The sequence below is a fragment of the Haloleucobacter ellipsoideus genome, assembly GCF_052491725.1.
Window position 1 is genome coordinate 564,620 of sequence record NZ_JBQWAR010000018.1, and the last position, 14,151, is coordinate 578,770.

Here is a 14,151-nt window from a genome sequence, read left to right on the forward strand (position 1 = left end):
ACAGCCATGGAAATCGGTCTTTCCCACTTTCTCACTGTCGGGGCGATTTTGTTCACCCTTGGCACTCTTGGCATTTTCCTCAACCGGAAGAATGTGATCGTCATCTTGATGTCGATCGAGCTCATCCTGCTTTCGGTGAACATCAATCTCGTGTCCTTCTCCGTCTTCCAGGGGAACATCACGGGGCAGATCTTCGCCCTGCTGGTTCTGACGGTTGCAGCCGCAGAGGCCGCCATCGGTCTTGCAATCCTCGTGGTGTACTATCGCAATCGCGGTTCGATCGCCGTCGAAGATATCAATGCGATGAAGGGTTGAGGTTATGTATCAGGCGATTGTCTTCCTCCCCCTTGTCGGCTTTCTGATAGCGGGTCTTTTCGGCCGTGTTATTGGTGCGCGTGCGAGTGAGGTCATAACGACTCTTCTGCTCTTCATTTCGTGCGCCTTTTCCTGGGTTGCCTTCTTCCAGGTCGGCTTCCAGGGTGTGGAAGTGCGGATCCATCTTCTGGATTGGATCCACATCACCGGGCTGCCGATCGACTGGGCGCTGAGAATTGACTCCATCACGGCGGTCATGCTCATCGTCGTGACCTCGGTCTCCTGCCTCGTGCATCTGTACTCGATCGGGTACATGCATGAGGATCCGAGCCGCCAGCGCTTCTTTGCCTATCTGTCCCTGTTCACCTTCGCCATGCTGATGCTGGTGACGGCCGACAATCTGGTGCAGATGTTCTTCGGCTGGGAAGGCGTGGGTCTGGCATCCTATCTGCTGATCGGCTTCTGGTACGAGAAGCCGGCGCCGAATGCCGCCGCCTTCAAGGCATTCGTGATGAACCGCGTGGGTGACTTCGGTTTCATCCTCGGTATTTTCGCGATTGTCTTCATGACCGGCTCCGTGGCGTTCGATGACGTGTTTGCGGCAGCGCCCTCGCTGGTGGGTCAGAAGATGACCTTCCTGTGGAGTGAGTGGGATGCGGCCACCGTCATTGCCCTGCTTCTGTTCGTGGGCGCCATGGGCAAGTCCGCCCAGTTGCTGCTCCACACCTGGTTGCCGGACGCGATGGAAGGCCCGACCCCGGTCTCCGCGCTGATCCATGCGGCGACCATGGTGACCGCGGGTGTGTTCATGGTGGCGCGCATGTCGCCCATCTTCGAGCTTTCACCCGTCGCGCTTGATGTCGTGATGCTCGTTGGCGCAACCACCTGCTTCTTTGCGGCAACGATTGCCCTGGTGCAGACGGACATCAAGAAGGTCATCGCCTATTCCACCTGTTCGCAGCTGGGCTACATGTTCGCGGCAATGGGCGCTGGCGCCTATTCGCTCGGCCTGTTCCATCTGATGACTCACGGCTTCTTCAAGGCGCTGCTCTTCCTGTGCGCCGGCTCTGTCATCACCGCGATGCATCATGAGCAGGACATGCGGAAGATGGGTGGCCTGTTCCGCAAGATCCCCTTCACCTATGCGATGATGATGATCGGTACGCTCGCCATTACGGGCTTTCCGTTCACCTCGGGCTATTACTCGAAGGACGCCATCATTGAATCCACCATTGTCAGCGCGAATTCCTTCTCGCTCTATGGCTGGATCATGACGACGCTCGCCGTGACCCTGACGTCCTTCTATTCCTGGCGTCTGGTGTTCCTCACCTTCCATGGCAAGCCGCGTGACCATCATGCGTTTGACCACGCGCATGAGCCGCCGCTGGTGATGACAATTCCGCTCGCGGTGCTGTCACTGGGTGCGCTGTTCGCCGGTTACATGCTGTTCGATGTCTTTGTTGGTTCGGGTGTTGACGCCTTCTTCCGCAAGTCCATCTACATTGCGGCCGAGAACACGGTTCTGCATGATATGCACTATCTGCCGGAACTGCTGATACTGACGCCCACCATCATGATGATCATCGGATTTGTGGTGGCCTTCTGGTTCTATATTCTGGATCCGCAGGCTCCGGCGCGTCTGGCCCGGGCATTCCCCGGTCTGTACAACTTCCTGGTTCACAAGTGGTACTTTGACGAAATCTATCATGCCGGGATCGTTCGTCCCGTGCTGTGGCTTGGAAATCTGCTTTGGAAGCGTGGTGATGGAACCGTCATCAACGGTTTCGGCCCCGACGGCATTGCCGCTCGAGTAGTAGATATTACGGGTCGGGTGGTCCGTCTTCAGACTGGCTACATCTACCACTACGCCTTCGTGATGCTCATTGGCATTGCGGCCCTGCTCACCTGGTTCATGTTTATCGGAGCGTGATGCCATGATCGACTGGCCTATCCTCTCCGTTGTCACCTTCCTGCCGCTCGTCGGCGCGCTCTTCATCTTCTTTGTGCGGAGCAGTGATGAGGTGGCGGAGCGCAACGCGCATTGGATCGCGTTGTGGACGACCATTGTAACATTCCTGGTTTCCCTGCCGCTCGTCTTCTATTTCGACAATACGGCCCCGGGCTTCCAGTTTGTTGAAAAGACATCCTGGCTGGGTGACATCGCCTCCTATCACATGGGGGTGGACGGCATTTCCCTGCCATTCGTCATGCTGACGACATTCCTCATGCCGCTGGTGATCCTTGCGTCGTGGAGGGGGGTCCATACCCGCGTGAAGGAGTACATGATCGCGTTCCTGGTTCTCCAGACGATGATCCTGGGAACCTTCTGCGCGCTTGACCTTGTGCTGTTCTACTTCTTTTTTGAAGGCAGCCTGATCCCGATGTTCCTCATCATCGGTGTCTGGGGTGGTCCGCGCCGCGTCTATTCGACGTTCAAGTTCTTCCTGTACACGCTCGTCGGTTCGCTTCTCATGATGCTGGCCATCATGGCGGTGTACTGGCAGGCGGGCACGACCGATGTTCCCACGCTGCTGACCTACAACTTCCCGTCCGACATGCAGATGTGGATGTGGCTGGCCTTCTTTGCATGCTTTGCCGTGAAGACTCCGATGTGGCCGGTTCACACCTGGCTTCCGGATGCGCACGTGGAAGCGCCGACAGCCGGCTCGGTCATTCTGGCCAGCACGGTTCTGAAGATGGGTGGCTATGGCTTCATCCGCTATTCCCTGCCCATGTTCCCTGAAGCCAGCGTGTTTTTTGCCCCCCTGGTGTTCACCCTTTCGGTTGTCGCCATCATCTACACATCGCTTGTCGCGATCGTGCAGGAGGACATGAAGAAGCTGATCGCCTATTCGTCGGTGGCCCATATGGGCTTCGTCACCATGGGCATCTTCGCGATGAATGAGGCGGGCCTTCAGGGCGCGATGTTCCTCATGATCTCGCACGGCTTCGTGTCCACCGCGCTGTTCCTGTGCGTCGGCGTGATCTATGACCGGATGCACACGCGCCATATCGCCGCCTATGGTGGTCTGGCCAAGCGCATGCCGATCTATGCGACTGTCATGATGATCTTCACCATGGCGAATGTCGGTCTGCCGGGCACCTCGGGCTTTGTGGGTGAGTTCCTCACCATGCTCTCGGTCTTCGAGCGGAACACCTGGATCGCGTTCTTTGCGGCGATCGGCATCATTCTTTCCGCAGGTTATGCCCTGTGGCTGTACTGGCAGGTGATCTTCGGGCCGCTTGAGAAGGAAAACCTCAAGCATATTCTTGATCTCTCTCCGCGCGAGATTGCGATCATGGTGCCGCTGGTCATCATCACCATCCTGTTCGGTGTGTGGCCGTCGCCTATCCTCAACATGACGCAAAGTGCAGTTAACACTGTCATCGCGCGTACCGACCAGGTGGCGGGTGTGGTCAAGACCGCACTCCTCCTGTCCTTCTGATCTCGAGGTCGCTATGTCGCAGCTCCTGCCTCCCATTGGCGCGGTTCTGCCAGAACTGGTGCTCGCCGTTTCTGCAATCGTGCTCATTCTCATTGGTGCGATCCGTGGAGAGGCGGCGGCCAACCTTGTGACCGGCCTTGCCATTGCGGTTCTTGTGGCCGCTGGCATTCTGGTGGTGTTGGGCCCCTCGGGGCAAACCGTCGCCTTCAACGGCTCCCTCGTGATCAGCCCCTTCAGCCGCTTCATGCAGGTTCTGGCCATTCTGGGTGCTGCCGTCTCGCTCATCATGGCGGTGGACTGGCTGAACCGGGAGAAGCAGGCCAAGTTTGAATATGCGGTGCTGATGGTCATCTCCGTGCTGGGCATGTGCATGCTCGTTGCGGCAGGGGACTTCATCGCCCTGTATCTTGGCCTGGAACTGATGAGCCTTGCGCTCTATGTCGTGGCGGCGATCAACCGGGATTCCGTGCGCTCCACGGAAGCGGGCTTGAAGTATTTCGTGCTGGGCGCGCTTTCTTCCGGCATGCTGCTGTATGGCATGTCGCTGATCTACGGCTTCACCGGTTCCGTGAATTTCGCCGTTATCGCGGATATCGTCCGCGAGCCTTCCCTTGGCGTGATTTTCGGCCTGGTGTTCCTGATGGCCGGCCTGTGCTTCAAGATCTCCGCGGTTCCCTTCCACATGTGGACCCCGGATGTGTATGAAGGCGCGCCTACCCCTGTGACGGTGTTCTTCGCCACTGCGCCCAAGGTTGCGGGCATGGCGATTCTCGTGCGGATCGTTGCGGACACGTTTCCGAACATTCAGCATGAGTGGCAGCAGATCATTATCTTCGTCTCCATTGCCTCGATGGTGCTGGGTGCCTTTGCCGCCATTGGCCAGCGCAATATCAAGCGCCTTATGGCCTATTCCTCTATCGGCCATGTCGGCTTCGCCCTTGTCGGGCTGGCTGCCGGAACGGTGGAAGGTCTGCGTGGCGTCGTGCTGTACATGGCCATTTATGTGGTCATGACGCTGGGCACCTTTGCCTGCATCCTGTCGATGCGGCGCAAGGGGCAGGCTGTCGAGAATATCGAGGATCTGGCCGGTCTTGCCCGCACACGTCCGCTGATGGCGCTGATGATGGGTGCGCTGATGTTCTCGCTGGCAGGTATCCCGTGGTTTGCCGGTTTCATCGCGAAATACTATGTCTTCGTCGCGGCGATTCAGGCGGGCCTTTATCCTCTCGCAATCATCGGTGTGCTGGCGTCGGTGGTGGGTGCCTACTACTATCTGCGCGTCGTCAAGGTCATGTTCTTTGACGAGCCGGCAGAGGCGTTTGACCCCGCTCCATCGGAATTGAAGGCGGTATTGGCTGTTAGTGGGCTTTTCTGCACCTTCTATTTCGTTTATCCAGCTCCATTGATAGAGGCGGCGGGTGCCGCTGCCCGCTCACTCTTCTAGAGATATGGCAAACTACGAATTCCAGGGGTCCACGGTTCCCATTATCCGTTTCACTGAAATCGGCTCCACCAATGCCGAGGGGCTGGCACGTCTTGCTCGTGGCGAGACGATGCCGGTCTGGCTGGTGGCCGATATTCAGACGGCTGGCCGTGGTCGCCGTGGCCGCTTCTGGACTTCGGAATTAGGAAACCTGTTTGCCACTCTGGTGCTGCCCAATCCGGCACCGGCGGCAAACCTGGCCCAGCTCTGCTTCGTGGCTGGGCTTGCGGTGCGCGATGCCGTGCTTTCGGCCGCACCGCAGATCCACCCGGAATCGCTCAAGCTGAAATGGCCCAATGATCTGTTGCTGGATGGCGGCAAGCTGTCCGGGATTCTGGTCGAGGGCGGGGCGGATGCCTCCGGACGCTCCGCAGCCGTTATCGGTTTTGGCGTCAATTGCCTTCATCATCCGGACGATCTTCCCTATCGCGCCACCAGTCTTGAGGCTGCCGGTGCGCCGACAGCGCCGGACCGGTTGCTGGAAGCGCTCGATCTTGCCATGGCCGTGCGCCTCAACCAGTGGAACGGTGGAAACGGCTTCACCGCCATCCGGTCCGATTGGATGCGCCATGCTCTTGGCATGGGAGATCAGGTGAGTGTCAGAATCGGCGAGCGTGAAGTCATCGGACGATTTGAAAACCTTGATGCGCGGGGCGCGATGATGCTGCGCCGGCGTGACGGGGTGGCCGAAATCATTACCGCCGGTGACGTTTCCCTGCGTTTGCCAGAGTGACCCGGCATTTAGCCTGCAGGTTTCAATAGAGAAGCCCCTGGCTTCCTGCTGCTTTGCATCGTGACATGTGCCTGTGGGAGCATGTGCTCTCATGGCGGCCTTATGAAGGAAGATGTTCTGCCCCTGAATGTTCGGGCAGGCTGTCTTCGGGAAGTGAAACAAGTTGAAAACAGCCACTGATGAACTGGTCTTTGCCCCGCTTGGCGGTGTCGGCGAGATTGGCATGAATGTCGCGGCCTATGGCTTTGGCCCGCGTCAGGACCGGCGCTGGCTGGTTGTGGATCTTGGCATGAGCTTTGCCGGGGACGAGGCGCCCGGTGTCGATCTCATGCTGCCTGATCTCCGCTTTCTGGAGGCGGAGAAGAAGAATATTGTCGGTCTGATCATCACCCATGGGCATGAAGATCATCTGGGTGCGGTGCTGGATCTGTGGCCGCGCCTGAATTGCCCCATCTATACAAGCGCCTTCACCGCTGGCCTGCTGGAAGCCAAGCGCGCGGGTGAGCCGGGGGCGCCATCCGAGCTGCCGGTGACCATTGTGCGGGCGGGCGAGAAGAACCAGCTCGGGCCGTTCGAGTTCGAATTCATACCCGTCGCCCATTCCATTCCGGACAGCCATGCCGTGGCGATCCGGACTTCTGCCGGTCTCGTCATCCATACGGGAGACTGGAAGCTCGACCCCACGCCGATGGTTGGCACGCCGACGGATACGCGCCGTCTGGCCGAGCTGGGTGATGAAGGCGTGCGGGCGCTGATCTGCGATTCCACCAATGCTATTCGCGATGGCGTTTCCCCCTCAGAGGCGGATGTGGCGGAATCGCTGAAGGCTATTGTCGCCAAGGCGCGCTACCGGATCGCTTTCACCACATTTTCCTCCAATGTCGCACGCATCCGCTGCATCGCTGAAGCCGCCATGGCGAATGGGCGGGAGGTGGTTGTGGTTGGCCGGGCCATGGAGCGGATTATCGCTGTGGCGCGGGAGCAGGGGCTGTTGAATGGACTGCCGGCATTCCGCAGCGCTGATGCCTATGGCTATCTGGAGCGCGATCGGGTGGTGGCCATCCTCACCGGCAGTCAGGGCGAGCCGCGCGCTGCCCTGCGCCGCATTGCTGATGATGATCACCCCGAAATCACCTTCTCACCCGGTGATACGGTGGTATTTTCTTCGCGCACCATTCCCGGCAATGAGAAGGTGGTGAACCACATCATCAATGCGCTCATCAAGCGGGGCATTGAGGTCGTCACCGATCGTGACAATCTGGTTCATGTCTCCGGCCATCCCCGGCGCGGGGAGATGGAGAAGATGTACGCCCTGGTGCGCCCGCAAGTGGCCGTGCCCGTGCATGGCGAGGCGCTGCATCTGCATGCCCATGCCCAGCTCGCCCGCAGCCTTGGCGTGCCGGAAGTGGTGAATTGCTATGATGGCAATGTCATCCGCCTGGCGCCCGGCCCGGCCGAGCGTGTGGGCGAGGTGCCCTTCGGGCGGCTCTACAAGGATGCCCGGCTTCTTCTCTCCGAAGACAGCCGCACCCTGCGGGAGCGGCGCAAGCTGGCTTATGTCGGCACTGTTTCCGTTGCACTGGCTGTCGATCGCCACGGCCAGATTGCCGGCGACCCCTCGGTCGAGATCAGCGGCATTCCCGAGCGCGGGGAGGGCGGTGTCGATATGCTGGAGCATGTGCTCGATACCGTTGTCGGCACGCTGGAGGGGCTGCCCAAGGCGCGCCGTCGCGACCCGGACGCGCTGGCCGATACTCTTGAGCGCGCGGTTCGCGGCTGTGTGAATGCGGTGTGGGGCAAAAAGCCCGTCTGTCATGTCCATGTGGTTGAGGTGTGAGCGCGGCACAAAAGCGCTGCTGCCGCCCCTGACTATATGATGAGTGACGCGTTCCTCATTGGGCTTAAAAGAAGGGGCGTTCTGATTCATCATGTCAGAACGCATATCCCTGAAATGCAGAACCTTCTTTCCTGGGGCGAAACGCGCACCAGGCCAGGGAAAGAATGGAGGAGGAGGACCCCATGATCGGACGGCTCAACCATGTTGCCATTGCGGTGAAGGATATTGCCGCAGCCACGGCCCTGTATCGCGATACGCTGGGCGCCAAGGTTTCCGGTGTGGAGCCGCAGCCGGATCACGGTGTGAATGTGGTGTTTGTGGAGCTGCCCAACACCAAGATCGAGCTGCTGGAGCCGCTTGGGGCGGAGTCTCCCATCGCCAAGTTTCTGGAGCGCAACCCGGATGGGGGCATCCACCATATCTGCTATGAGGTGGATGACATTCTCGCCGCGCGGGACCATCTGAAGGCCAAGGGCGCACGCGTTCTGGGTTCTGGCGAGCCCAAGATCGGGGCGCATGGCAAGCCCGTGCTGTTCCTGCACCCGAAGGACTTCAACGGGACCCTCGTGGAACTGGAACAGGCCTGAGGCAGCCCCGGTGACACTCAGCGCTGTCATCGCGACCTATCTGACTGTCTGGTTTCTGGCGACGCTGGCGGCCGTGTCTTGGCATGCCCGCCGCGGAGGGACGCATGCGGCCAAGGGTGGGGAGGCTGGCGCCTCCGCATCCCGGCCGCCTTTCCTGCCCATTGTCATGGCCACGACATTCGTTGCAGCTTTTGTGACAGCACTGGTTGTCTTTATCGTTTTCCAGCAGACAGGTGCATTGCCTGTGCCGCCTGTCCAGCCGCAATGAACCCCTGAAAGCCGCATGGATGGCGCGTGGAGCGCCCCATGCGTGAGGGGATTGTGGATTGTGCGATGCACAAAATACAATCATCAAAATTTTTAAAATAACCGCTCTGAAACCGGATCAGCACCGCAAACGGGTGTGACATTTTGCCGAATCGGGCGGCAGCGGGGGTGTCCCGCCGGCGAGTCCGAGTCGATATGTCATGCTGCTGATCTATCGTTCGGGGTGCGTTTTTGTTGGATCAATATATTGATCAAAAAGAAAAGGCGAGACCCGGTGGTCTCGCCTTTGTCATGTCACGGTGCCTGAGCGCCCGCAGGTCTTTGCCTGCATTACAGCGGTTTGGCCGCTCCGTGATGCCGTTTCCCTGCATGCTGTCCGTGACAGCCGTGGACGGCTTTTTTTCATGTCCTCCCGAGACCCAGACCGTATTCACCACCCGGCGCACCGGGCGAGTGACGATCCCCTTTCTTAGTGCGGGATCAAAATAGGACAAGAAACTGTCGTTTGTCATCCCTGCATCGCAATATGATGATTATTGCAGCGCACCATGGGCGGGTTTTTCCGCCGGGTGTATAAGGTGGGCTTGTGTTTTCTGCGGTGCTGGGCTTTCACTCCGCACACCATCCTTTTCTCTCTTCCTGTATAGAGCCAGCCGATGCGCCTCTCCCGTTATTTTCTGCCGATTCTCCGTGAAGTGCCGAAGGAAGCGGAGATCGTATCCCACCGGCTGATGCTGCGCGCCGGCATGGTGCGCCAGGAAGCTGCGGGCATCTATGCCTGGTTGCCGCTGGGGCACCGGGTGCTCAACAAGATCTGCAACATCATCCGTGAAGAGCAGAATCGCGCCGGCGCGAATGAAATGCTCATGCCCACCATCCAGTCCGCCGATCTGTGGCGGGAAAGCGGGCGCTATGATGATTATGGCAAGGAGATGCTGCGAATCAGGGATCGTCATGAGCGCGAGATGCTCTACGGTCCCACCAATGAGGAAATGATCACCGATATCGTGCGCGCCTATGTGAAGTCCTACAAGGCGCTGCCGCTGAACCTCTACCACATCCAGTGGAAGTTCCGTGACGAGGTGCGCCCGCGCTTCGGCGTCTACCGCTCGCGCGAGTTCCTGATGAAGGACGGCTATTCCTTCGATCTCACGGCGGAGGGTGCGCGCCACTCCTATAACAAGATCTTCACCAGCTATCTGCGCACCTTTGCGCGCATGGGGCTGAAGGTCATTCCCATGGTGGCCGATACCGGCCCCATCGGCGGCAATCTTTCTCACGAATTCATCATTCTGGCCTCCACCGGCGAGAGCGAGGTCTTCTGCCATGGCGACTATCTGGAGATGGAACCTCCGCCGGCGGATGTGAATTTCGAGGACGCGGCAGCCCTTCAGGGCGTGTTCGACAAGTGGACCTCGCTCTATGCCGCCACGTCTGAAAAGCATGACGAGGCGGCCTTCAACGCCATTCCCGAGGCCCGCCGCATGGCGGCGCGCGGCATCGAGGTGGGGCACATCTTCTATTTCGGCACCAAATATTCCGAGCCCTTCGGCGCGCAGGTGCTGGGCCCCGATGGACAGCAGCACACCATCCACATGGGCTCCTACGGTATTGGCCCCTCCCGCCTCGTGGCGGCCATGATCGAGGCTTCCCATGATGATGCGGGAATCATCTGGCCGGATGCGGTGGCGCCCTTCCAGGTGGGAATCCTCAACCTCAAGACCGGCGACAGCGCCACGGATGCTGCCTGCGAGCAGCTTTACGCCACGCTGACCGCCGCCGGTTATGATGTGCTCTATGATGATACCGAGGAGCGTCCGGGCGCCAAGTTCGCAACCGCTGATCTGATCGGTCTGCCCTGGCAGATTCTGGTGGGGCCGCGCGGCCTCGCGGAAGGCAAGGTGGAACTGAAGCGCCGGGTCGATGGTGCACGCGAACAGATCGCGCCCGCCGATATCCTGGAGAGGCTGAAGGCATGACGTCAAAAGGGTCCGCCGCGGCATCTGCCGAAGAGCCCACCGGCACGCGTCCATTCGCGGCTTTCGAATGGATGCTGTCGCTGCGCTATCTGCGGGCCCGGCGCAAGGAAGGCTTCATCTCGGTCATCGCCGGCTTTTCCTTTCTGGGGATCATGCTGGGGGTGGCCACCCTCATCATCGTCATGGCGGTGATGAACGGTTTCCGGCAGGAGCTGCTCTCCAAGATTCTGGGGCTGAACGGACATGTGCTCGTGCAGCCGCTGGAAACGCCGCTGACGGATTTCAAGGAAGTGGCGGAGCGGATCTCCGGCCTCAATGGGGTGCGCATCGCCGTGCCGCTGGTGGAGGGGCAGGCTCTGGCCTCATCACAGTTCGGCGCTTCCGGCGTGCTGGTGCGCGGCATGTCCGAAAAGGATCTGCGGGGCCTGCCATCCGTGGCGGGCAATATCAAGAGCGGCACGCTTGAGGGCTTCGACAAGGGGCAGGGGCTGGTGATCGGCAAGCGCCTGGCAGACCAGCTCTCGCTGCGGGCGGGTGACAATATCACCCTGGTTTCCCCGCGCGGGGCGGTGACGCCCATGGGCACCTCTCCGCGTATAAAGGTATACAAGGTTGGCGGCATCTTCGAGGTTGGCATGTCGGAATATGACAGCGCCTTTGCCTTCATGCCGCTGGAAGAGGCGCAGGCCTATTTCAACCGCAATGATGATGTGAACGCGATCGAGGTCTATATCGACAATCCCGATCATGTCGCCGATCTGCGCGGGGCGATAGAGAGCGCGGCGCAAAGGCCGGTCTATCTGGTGGACTGGAGGCAGCGCAACGCCACCTTCTTCAACGCCCTGCAGGTGGAGAGGAATGTGATGTTCCTCATTCTGACCCTCATCGTGCTGGTGGCCGCGCTCAACATCATTTCCGGCCTCATCATGCTGGTGAAGGACAAGGGGCATGACATCGCCATTCTGCGCACCATGGGGGCGACTCAGGGGGCGGTGATGCGCATCTTCCTCATCACCGGGGCCTCTATCGGCGTGGTGGGCACCTTGATGGGATTCCTGCTGGGGGTGGTGGTGTGCTGGAACATCGAGAGCATTCGCCAGCTCATTTCCTGGCTCACCGCAACCGAGCTGTTCTCGCCGGAGCTCTATTATCTCAGCCGTCTGCCGGCGGAGATGAATGTGGGTGAAACGGCAACCGTGGTGGTGATGGCGCTGGTGCTCTCGCTTCTTGCCACCCTCTATCCCTCCTGGCGGGCCGCGCGGCTCGATCCGGTGGAAGCGCTGAGATACGAGTGATGGATAATTCCGCGCGCCGCGGCCGCGCCATGGCCGCCCCGCCTCATGCCCTCTCGCTCGTGAATGTCAGCCGGGCCTATGCGCAGGGTGAGGACCGCAGGCTGGAGATCCTCACCGGCGCGGATCTGGTCATCGAGCATGGCCAGTCCGTTGCGCTTGTGGCGCCTTCGGGCTCGGGAAAATCCACGCTTCTCCATCTGGCCGGATTGCTGGAGCATCCCGATTCCGGCGAGGTGTTCATTGATGGCGAGGCGACATCGAAGCTGAATGATGCCGAACGCACCCGCATCCGCCGCCTTTCGGTGGGGTTCGTCTACCAGTTCCATCATCTGCTGGGTGAGTTCACGGCGCTGGAGAATGTGGCCATGCCGCAGATGATCCGCGGTCTCTCCCGCGCTGTCGCCAATGAGCGGGCGAAAGAGCTGCTGAGTTATCTGGGGCTTGGCGAGCGCCTCACCCATCGTCCGGCGGAGCTTTCGGGCGGTGAGCAGCAGCGTGTGGCCATTGCTCGGGCGCTGGCGAATGCCCCGCGCCTTCTGCTGGCGGATGAGCCGACAGGCAATCTCGACCCCAAGACATCGGATCATGTGTTCGGCGCATTGTCCGAGCTGGTGCAGGCAACAGGGGTGGCGGCGCTGATTGCCACCCATAATCTGGAGCTTGCATCGCGGATGGACCGGCGCGTCACCCTGCTGGAAGGGCAGGTTGTGGAACTTCCATAGAAGCCATTTTGCGCTCATGCGTATGAGAGTCACTTGCAGTATTGAGCATTTCCAATGTGGGAAAACGCCTCTTTCCTGCAAGTCCGGATCCGAAATTTCTGAGTGATGCCAGTATCTTGAATGTGTCCGCCGGGCGCTTTGGCCGCTGTGTCGAGCGGGCCCGCCCGGGTTAGCGGTGAGACGCATTTAAGAGTATAGCTGTCGCCGAGAGCCAGCTTCTGTACAGGCTCATGCCTCAGCAGAACTGCCAGCAATTTGTTCGGTTCCGGATTTGGTGACGCGCGATGCCCCTCCGCACTCATACCTACTTGCCTGATCTGCGCTCTGCGCGGCGTTTTCTGATGGGTACTGCTGTTTGCACAGTGGCCCTTGCCTTCCTCGTTCAGCCCGGCCTTGCGCAGACTGAACCTTCAACCCCCACGCCATATCACACCCCCGCCCGCCCGGCCTTCCCGCCGAGTGAGCCCCTTGCGGCCCCCTCGTCCGGTGCGAATGCTCCGGCACCCGCCGCGGCGGCAACTCCGGCAACGGGAACAGCGGCTCCTGCGGCCGCGCCACAGGCGACCCCGCCGGCCACTTCGGCGGCCAACGGGACTGCATCTTCCGCCCCCGCACCTGAAGGTGCCGCGACTGCGGCTCCCGCATCCTCCGGACAGCCGGCAGGCGGAAGCGCCAATGCTGCCGCTCCGGCTCCCGGTGCAGAGGCCAAGACCCCCGCGCAGCAGGCCCCGGGCGTGCCTCTGGCGGATGCTGATGGCGAATATGACGAGGTGCCGGATTCCACCCTGCCGCATGATCTTTCCCCTTGGGGCATGTTCATGGCGGCGGACTGGGTGGTGAAGGCGGTGATGATCGGCCTTGCCTTCGCCTCTGTCGTCACCTGGACGGTGTGGTTCGGCAAGTCGCTTCAGCTGGTCTTCGCCCGCCGCACGGTGCGCCGCACTCTGGATGTGCTGCGCGAGGCGCCCACTCTGGCAGAGGCGGCAACTTTGATGCCAAAGGGCAGGGGGCCGGCCCAGGCCACCGTGATTGCCGCGCTGGATGAGTGGAAGTCTTCCGCCAGCCTGCCGGCCGAAGGGGTGAAGGAGCGCGTCGCCGTGGCCCTGAACCGGATCGAGGCCGCAGCAGGCCGCCGGATGATTTCCGGCACCGGCCTTCTGGCCACCATTGGTGCAACCGCCCCGTTTGTCGGCCTGTTCGGCACGGTGTGGGGCATCATGAACAGCTTCATCGGCATCTCGAAGGCGCAGACCACCAATCTGGCCATTGTCGCTCCCGGTATCGCCGAGGCGCTTCTGGCGACGGCTATCGGCCTTGTTGCGGCTATTCCTGCCGTGGTGATCTACAACATGTTCGCCCGCTCCATCGCCGGCTACAAGGCCAATATCTCCGACTGTTCGGCCGAGGTGATGCGCCATCTCTCGCGTGATCTGGATCGTGAGGGGCAGGCCGGCAAGGCGCGTTCCGTGCGCGCCGCGGCTGAGTGA

The 14,151-nt window shown here is 60.5% G+C and carries 12 protein-coding genes; all 12 read left to right on the forward strand.

Annotated elements, in window-relative coordinates; genetic code table 11:
• Positions 1–6 precede the first annotated feature (6 nt).
• A complete protein-coding gene (nuoK, locus tag ACT6QG_RS09880) occupies positions 7–315 on the forward strand; it encodes an NADH-quinone oxidoreductase subunit NuoK (RefSeq protein WP_444977375.1) in 309 nt (102 codons plus the stop codon).
• A gap of 4 nt (positions 316–319) precedes the next feature.
• Positions 320–2,245, forward strand: a complete 1,926-nt coding sequence (gene nuoL, locus ACT6QG_RS09885; protein WP_444977376.1) for an NADH-quinone oxidoreductase subunit L — start codon at positions 320–322, stop codon at positions 2,243–2,245.
• Between the two features lie 4 nt (positions 2,246–2,249).
• Positions 2,250–3,761: an NADH-quinone oxidoreductase subunit M gene (locus ACT6QG_RS09890; protein WP_444977377.1), complete on the forward strand. Its 1,512-nt coding sequence runs from the start codon at positions 2,250–2,252 to the stop codon at positions 3,759–3,761.
• A gap of 13 nt (positions 3,762–3,774) precedes the next feature.
• Entirely contained in the window at positions 3,775–5,205 is a 1,431-nt protein-coding gene (gene nuoN, locus ACT6QG_RS09895) for an NADH-quinone oxidoreductase subunit NuoN (protein WP_444977378.1), read from the forward strand.
• A gap of 4 nt (positions 5,206–5,209) precedes the next feature.
• Positions 5,210–5,977: a biotin--[acetyl-CoA-carboxylase] ligase gene (locus tag ACT6QG_RS09900; protein WP_444977379.1), complete on the forward strand. Its 768-nt coding sequence runs from the start codon at positions 5,210–5,212 to the stop codon at positions 5,975–5,977.
• Positions 5,978–6,200: 223 nt separating this feature from the next.
• A complete protein-coding gene (locus tag ACT6QG_RS09905) occupies positions 6,201–7,814 on the forward strand; it encodes a ribonuclease J (protein ID WP_444977447.1) in 1,614 nt (537 codons plus the stop codon).
• A gap of 182 nt (positions 7,815–7,996) precedes the next feature.
• Complete coding sequence (mce, locus tag ACT6QG_RS09910; RefSeq protein ID WP_444977380.1) at positions 7,997–8,401, forward strand: methylmalonyl-CoA epimerase; 405 nt, start codon at positions 7,997–7,999, stop codon at positions 8,399–8,401.
• 10 nt (positions 8,402–8,411) lie between these two features.
• On the forward strand, positions 8,412–8,669 hold the full coding sequence (locus ACT6QG_RS09915) for a DUF1467 family protein (RefSeq protein WP_444977381.1): 258 nt from the start codon (positions 8,412–8,414) through the stop codon (positions 8,667–8,669).
• A 655-nt stretch (positions 8,670–9,324) separates the two neighbouring features.
• Complete coding sequence (proS, locus tag ACT6QG_RS09920; protein ID WP_444977382.1) at positions 9,325–10,647, forward strand: proline--tRNA ligase; 1,323 nt, start codon at positions 9,325–9,327, stop codon at positions 10,645–10,647.
• Positions 10,644–11,942 (forward strand): lipoprotein-releasing ABC transporter permease subunit, encoded by a 1,299-nt coding sequence (locus ACT6QG_RS09925; protein WP_444977383.1) that lies wholly within the window; start codon positions 10,644–10,646, stop codon positions 11,940–11,942. The genes proS and ACT6QG_RS09925 overlap by 4 nt, the downstream gene beginning before the upstream one ends.
• A 29-nt stretch (positions 11,943–11,971) precedes the next feature.
• A complete protein-coding gene (locus ACT6QG_RS09930; protein WP_444977448.1) occupies positions 11,972–12,664 on the forward strand; it encodes an ABC transporter ATP-binding protein in 693 nt (230 codons plus the stop codon).
• A 341-nt stretch (positions 12,665–13,005) separates the two neighbouring features.
• The gene (gene exbB, locus ACT6QG_RS09935; RefSeq protein WP_444977384.1) at positions 13,006–14,151 is read left to right on the forward strand and encodes a tonB-system energizer ExbB; all 1,146 of its coding nucleotides are present in this window, start codon (positions 13,006–13,008) and stop codon (positions 14,149–14,151) included.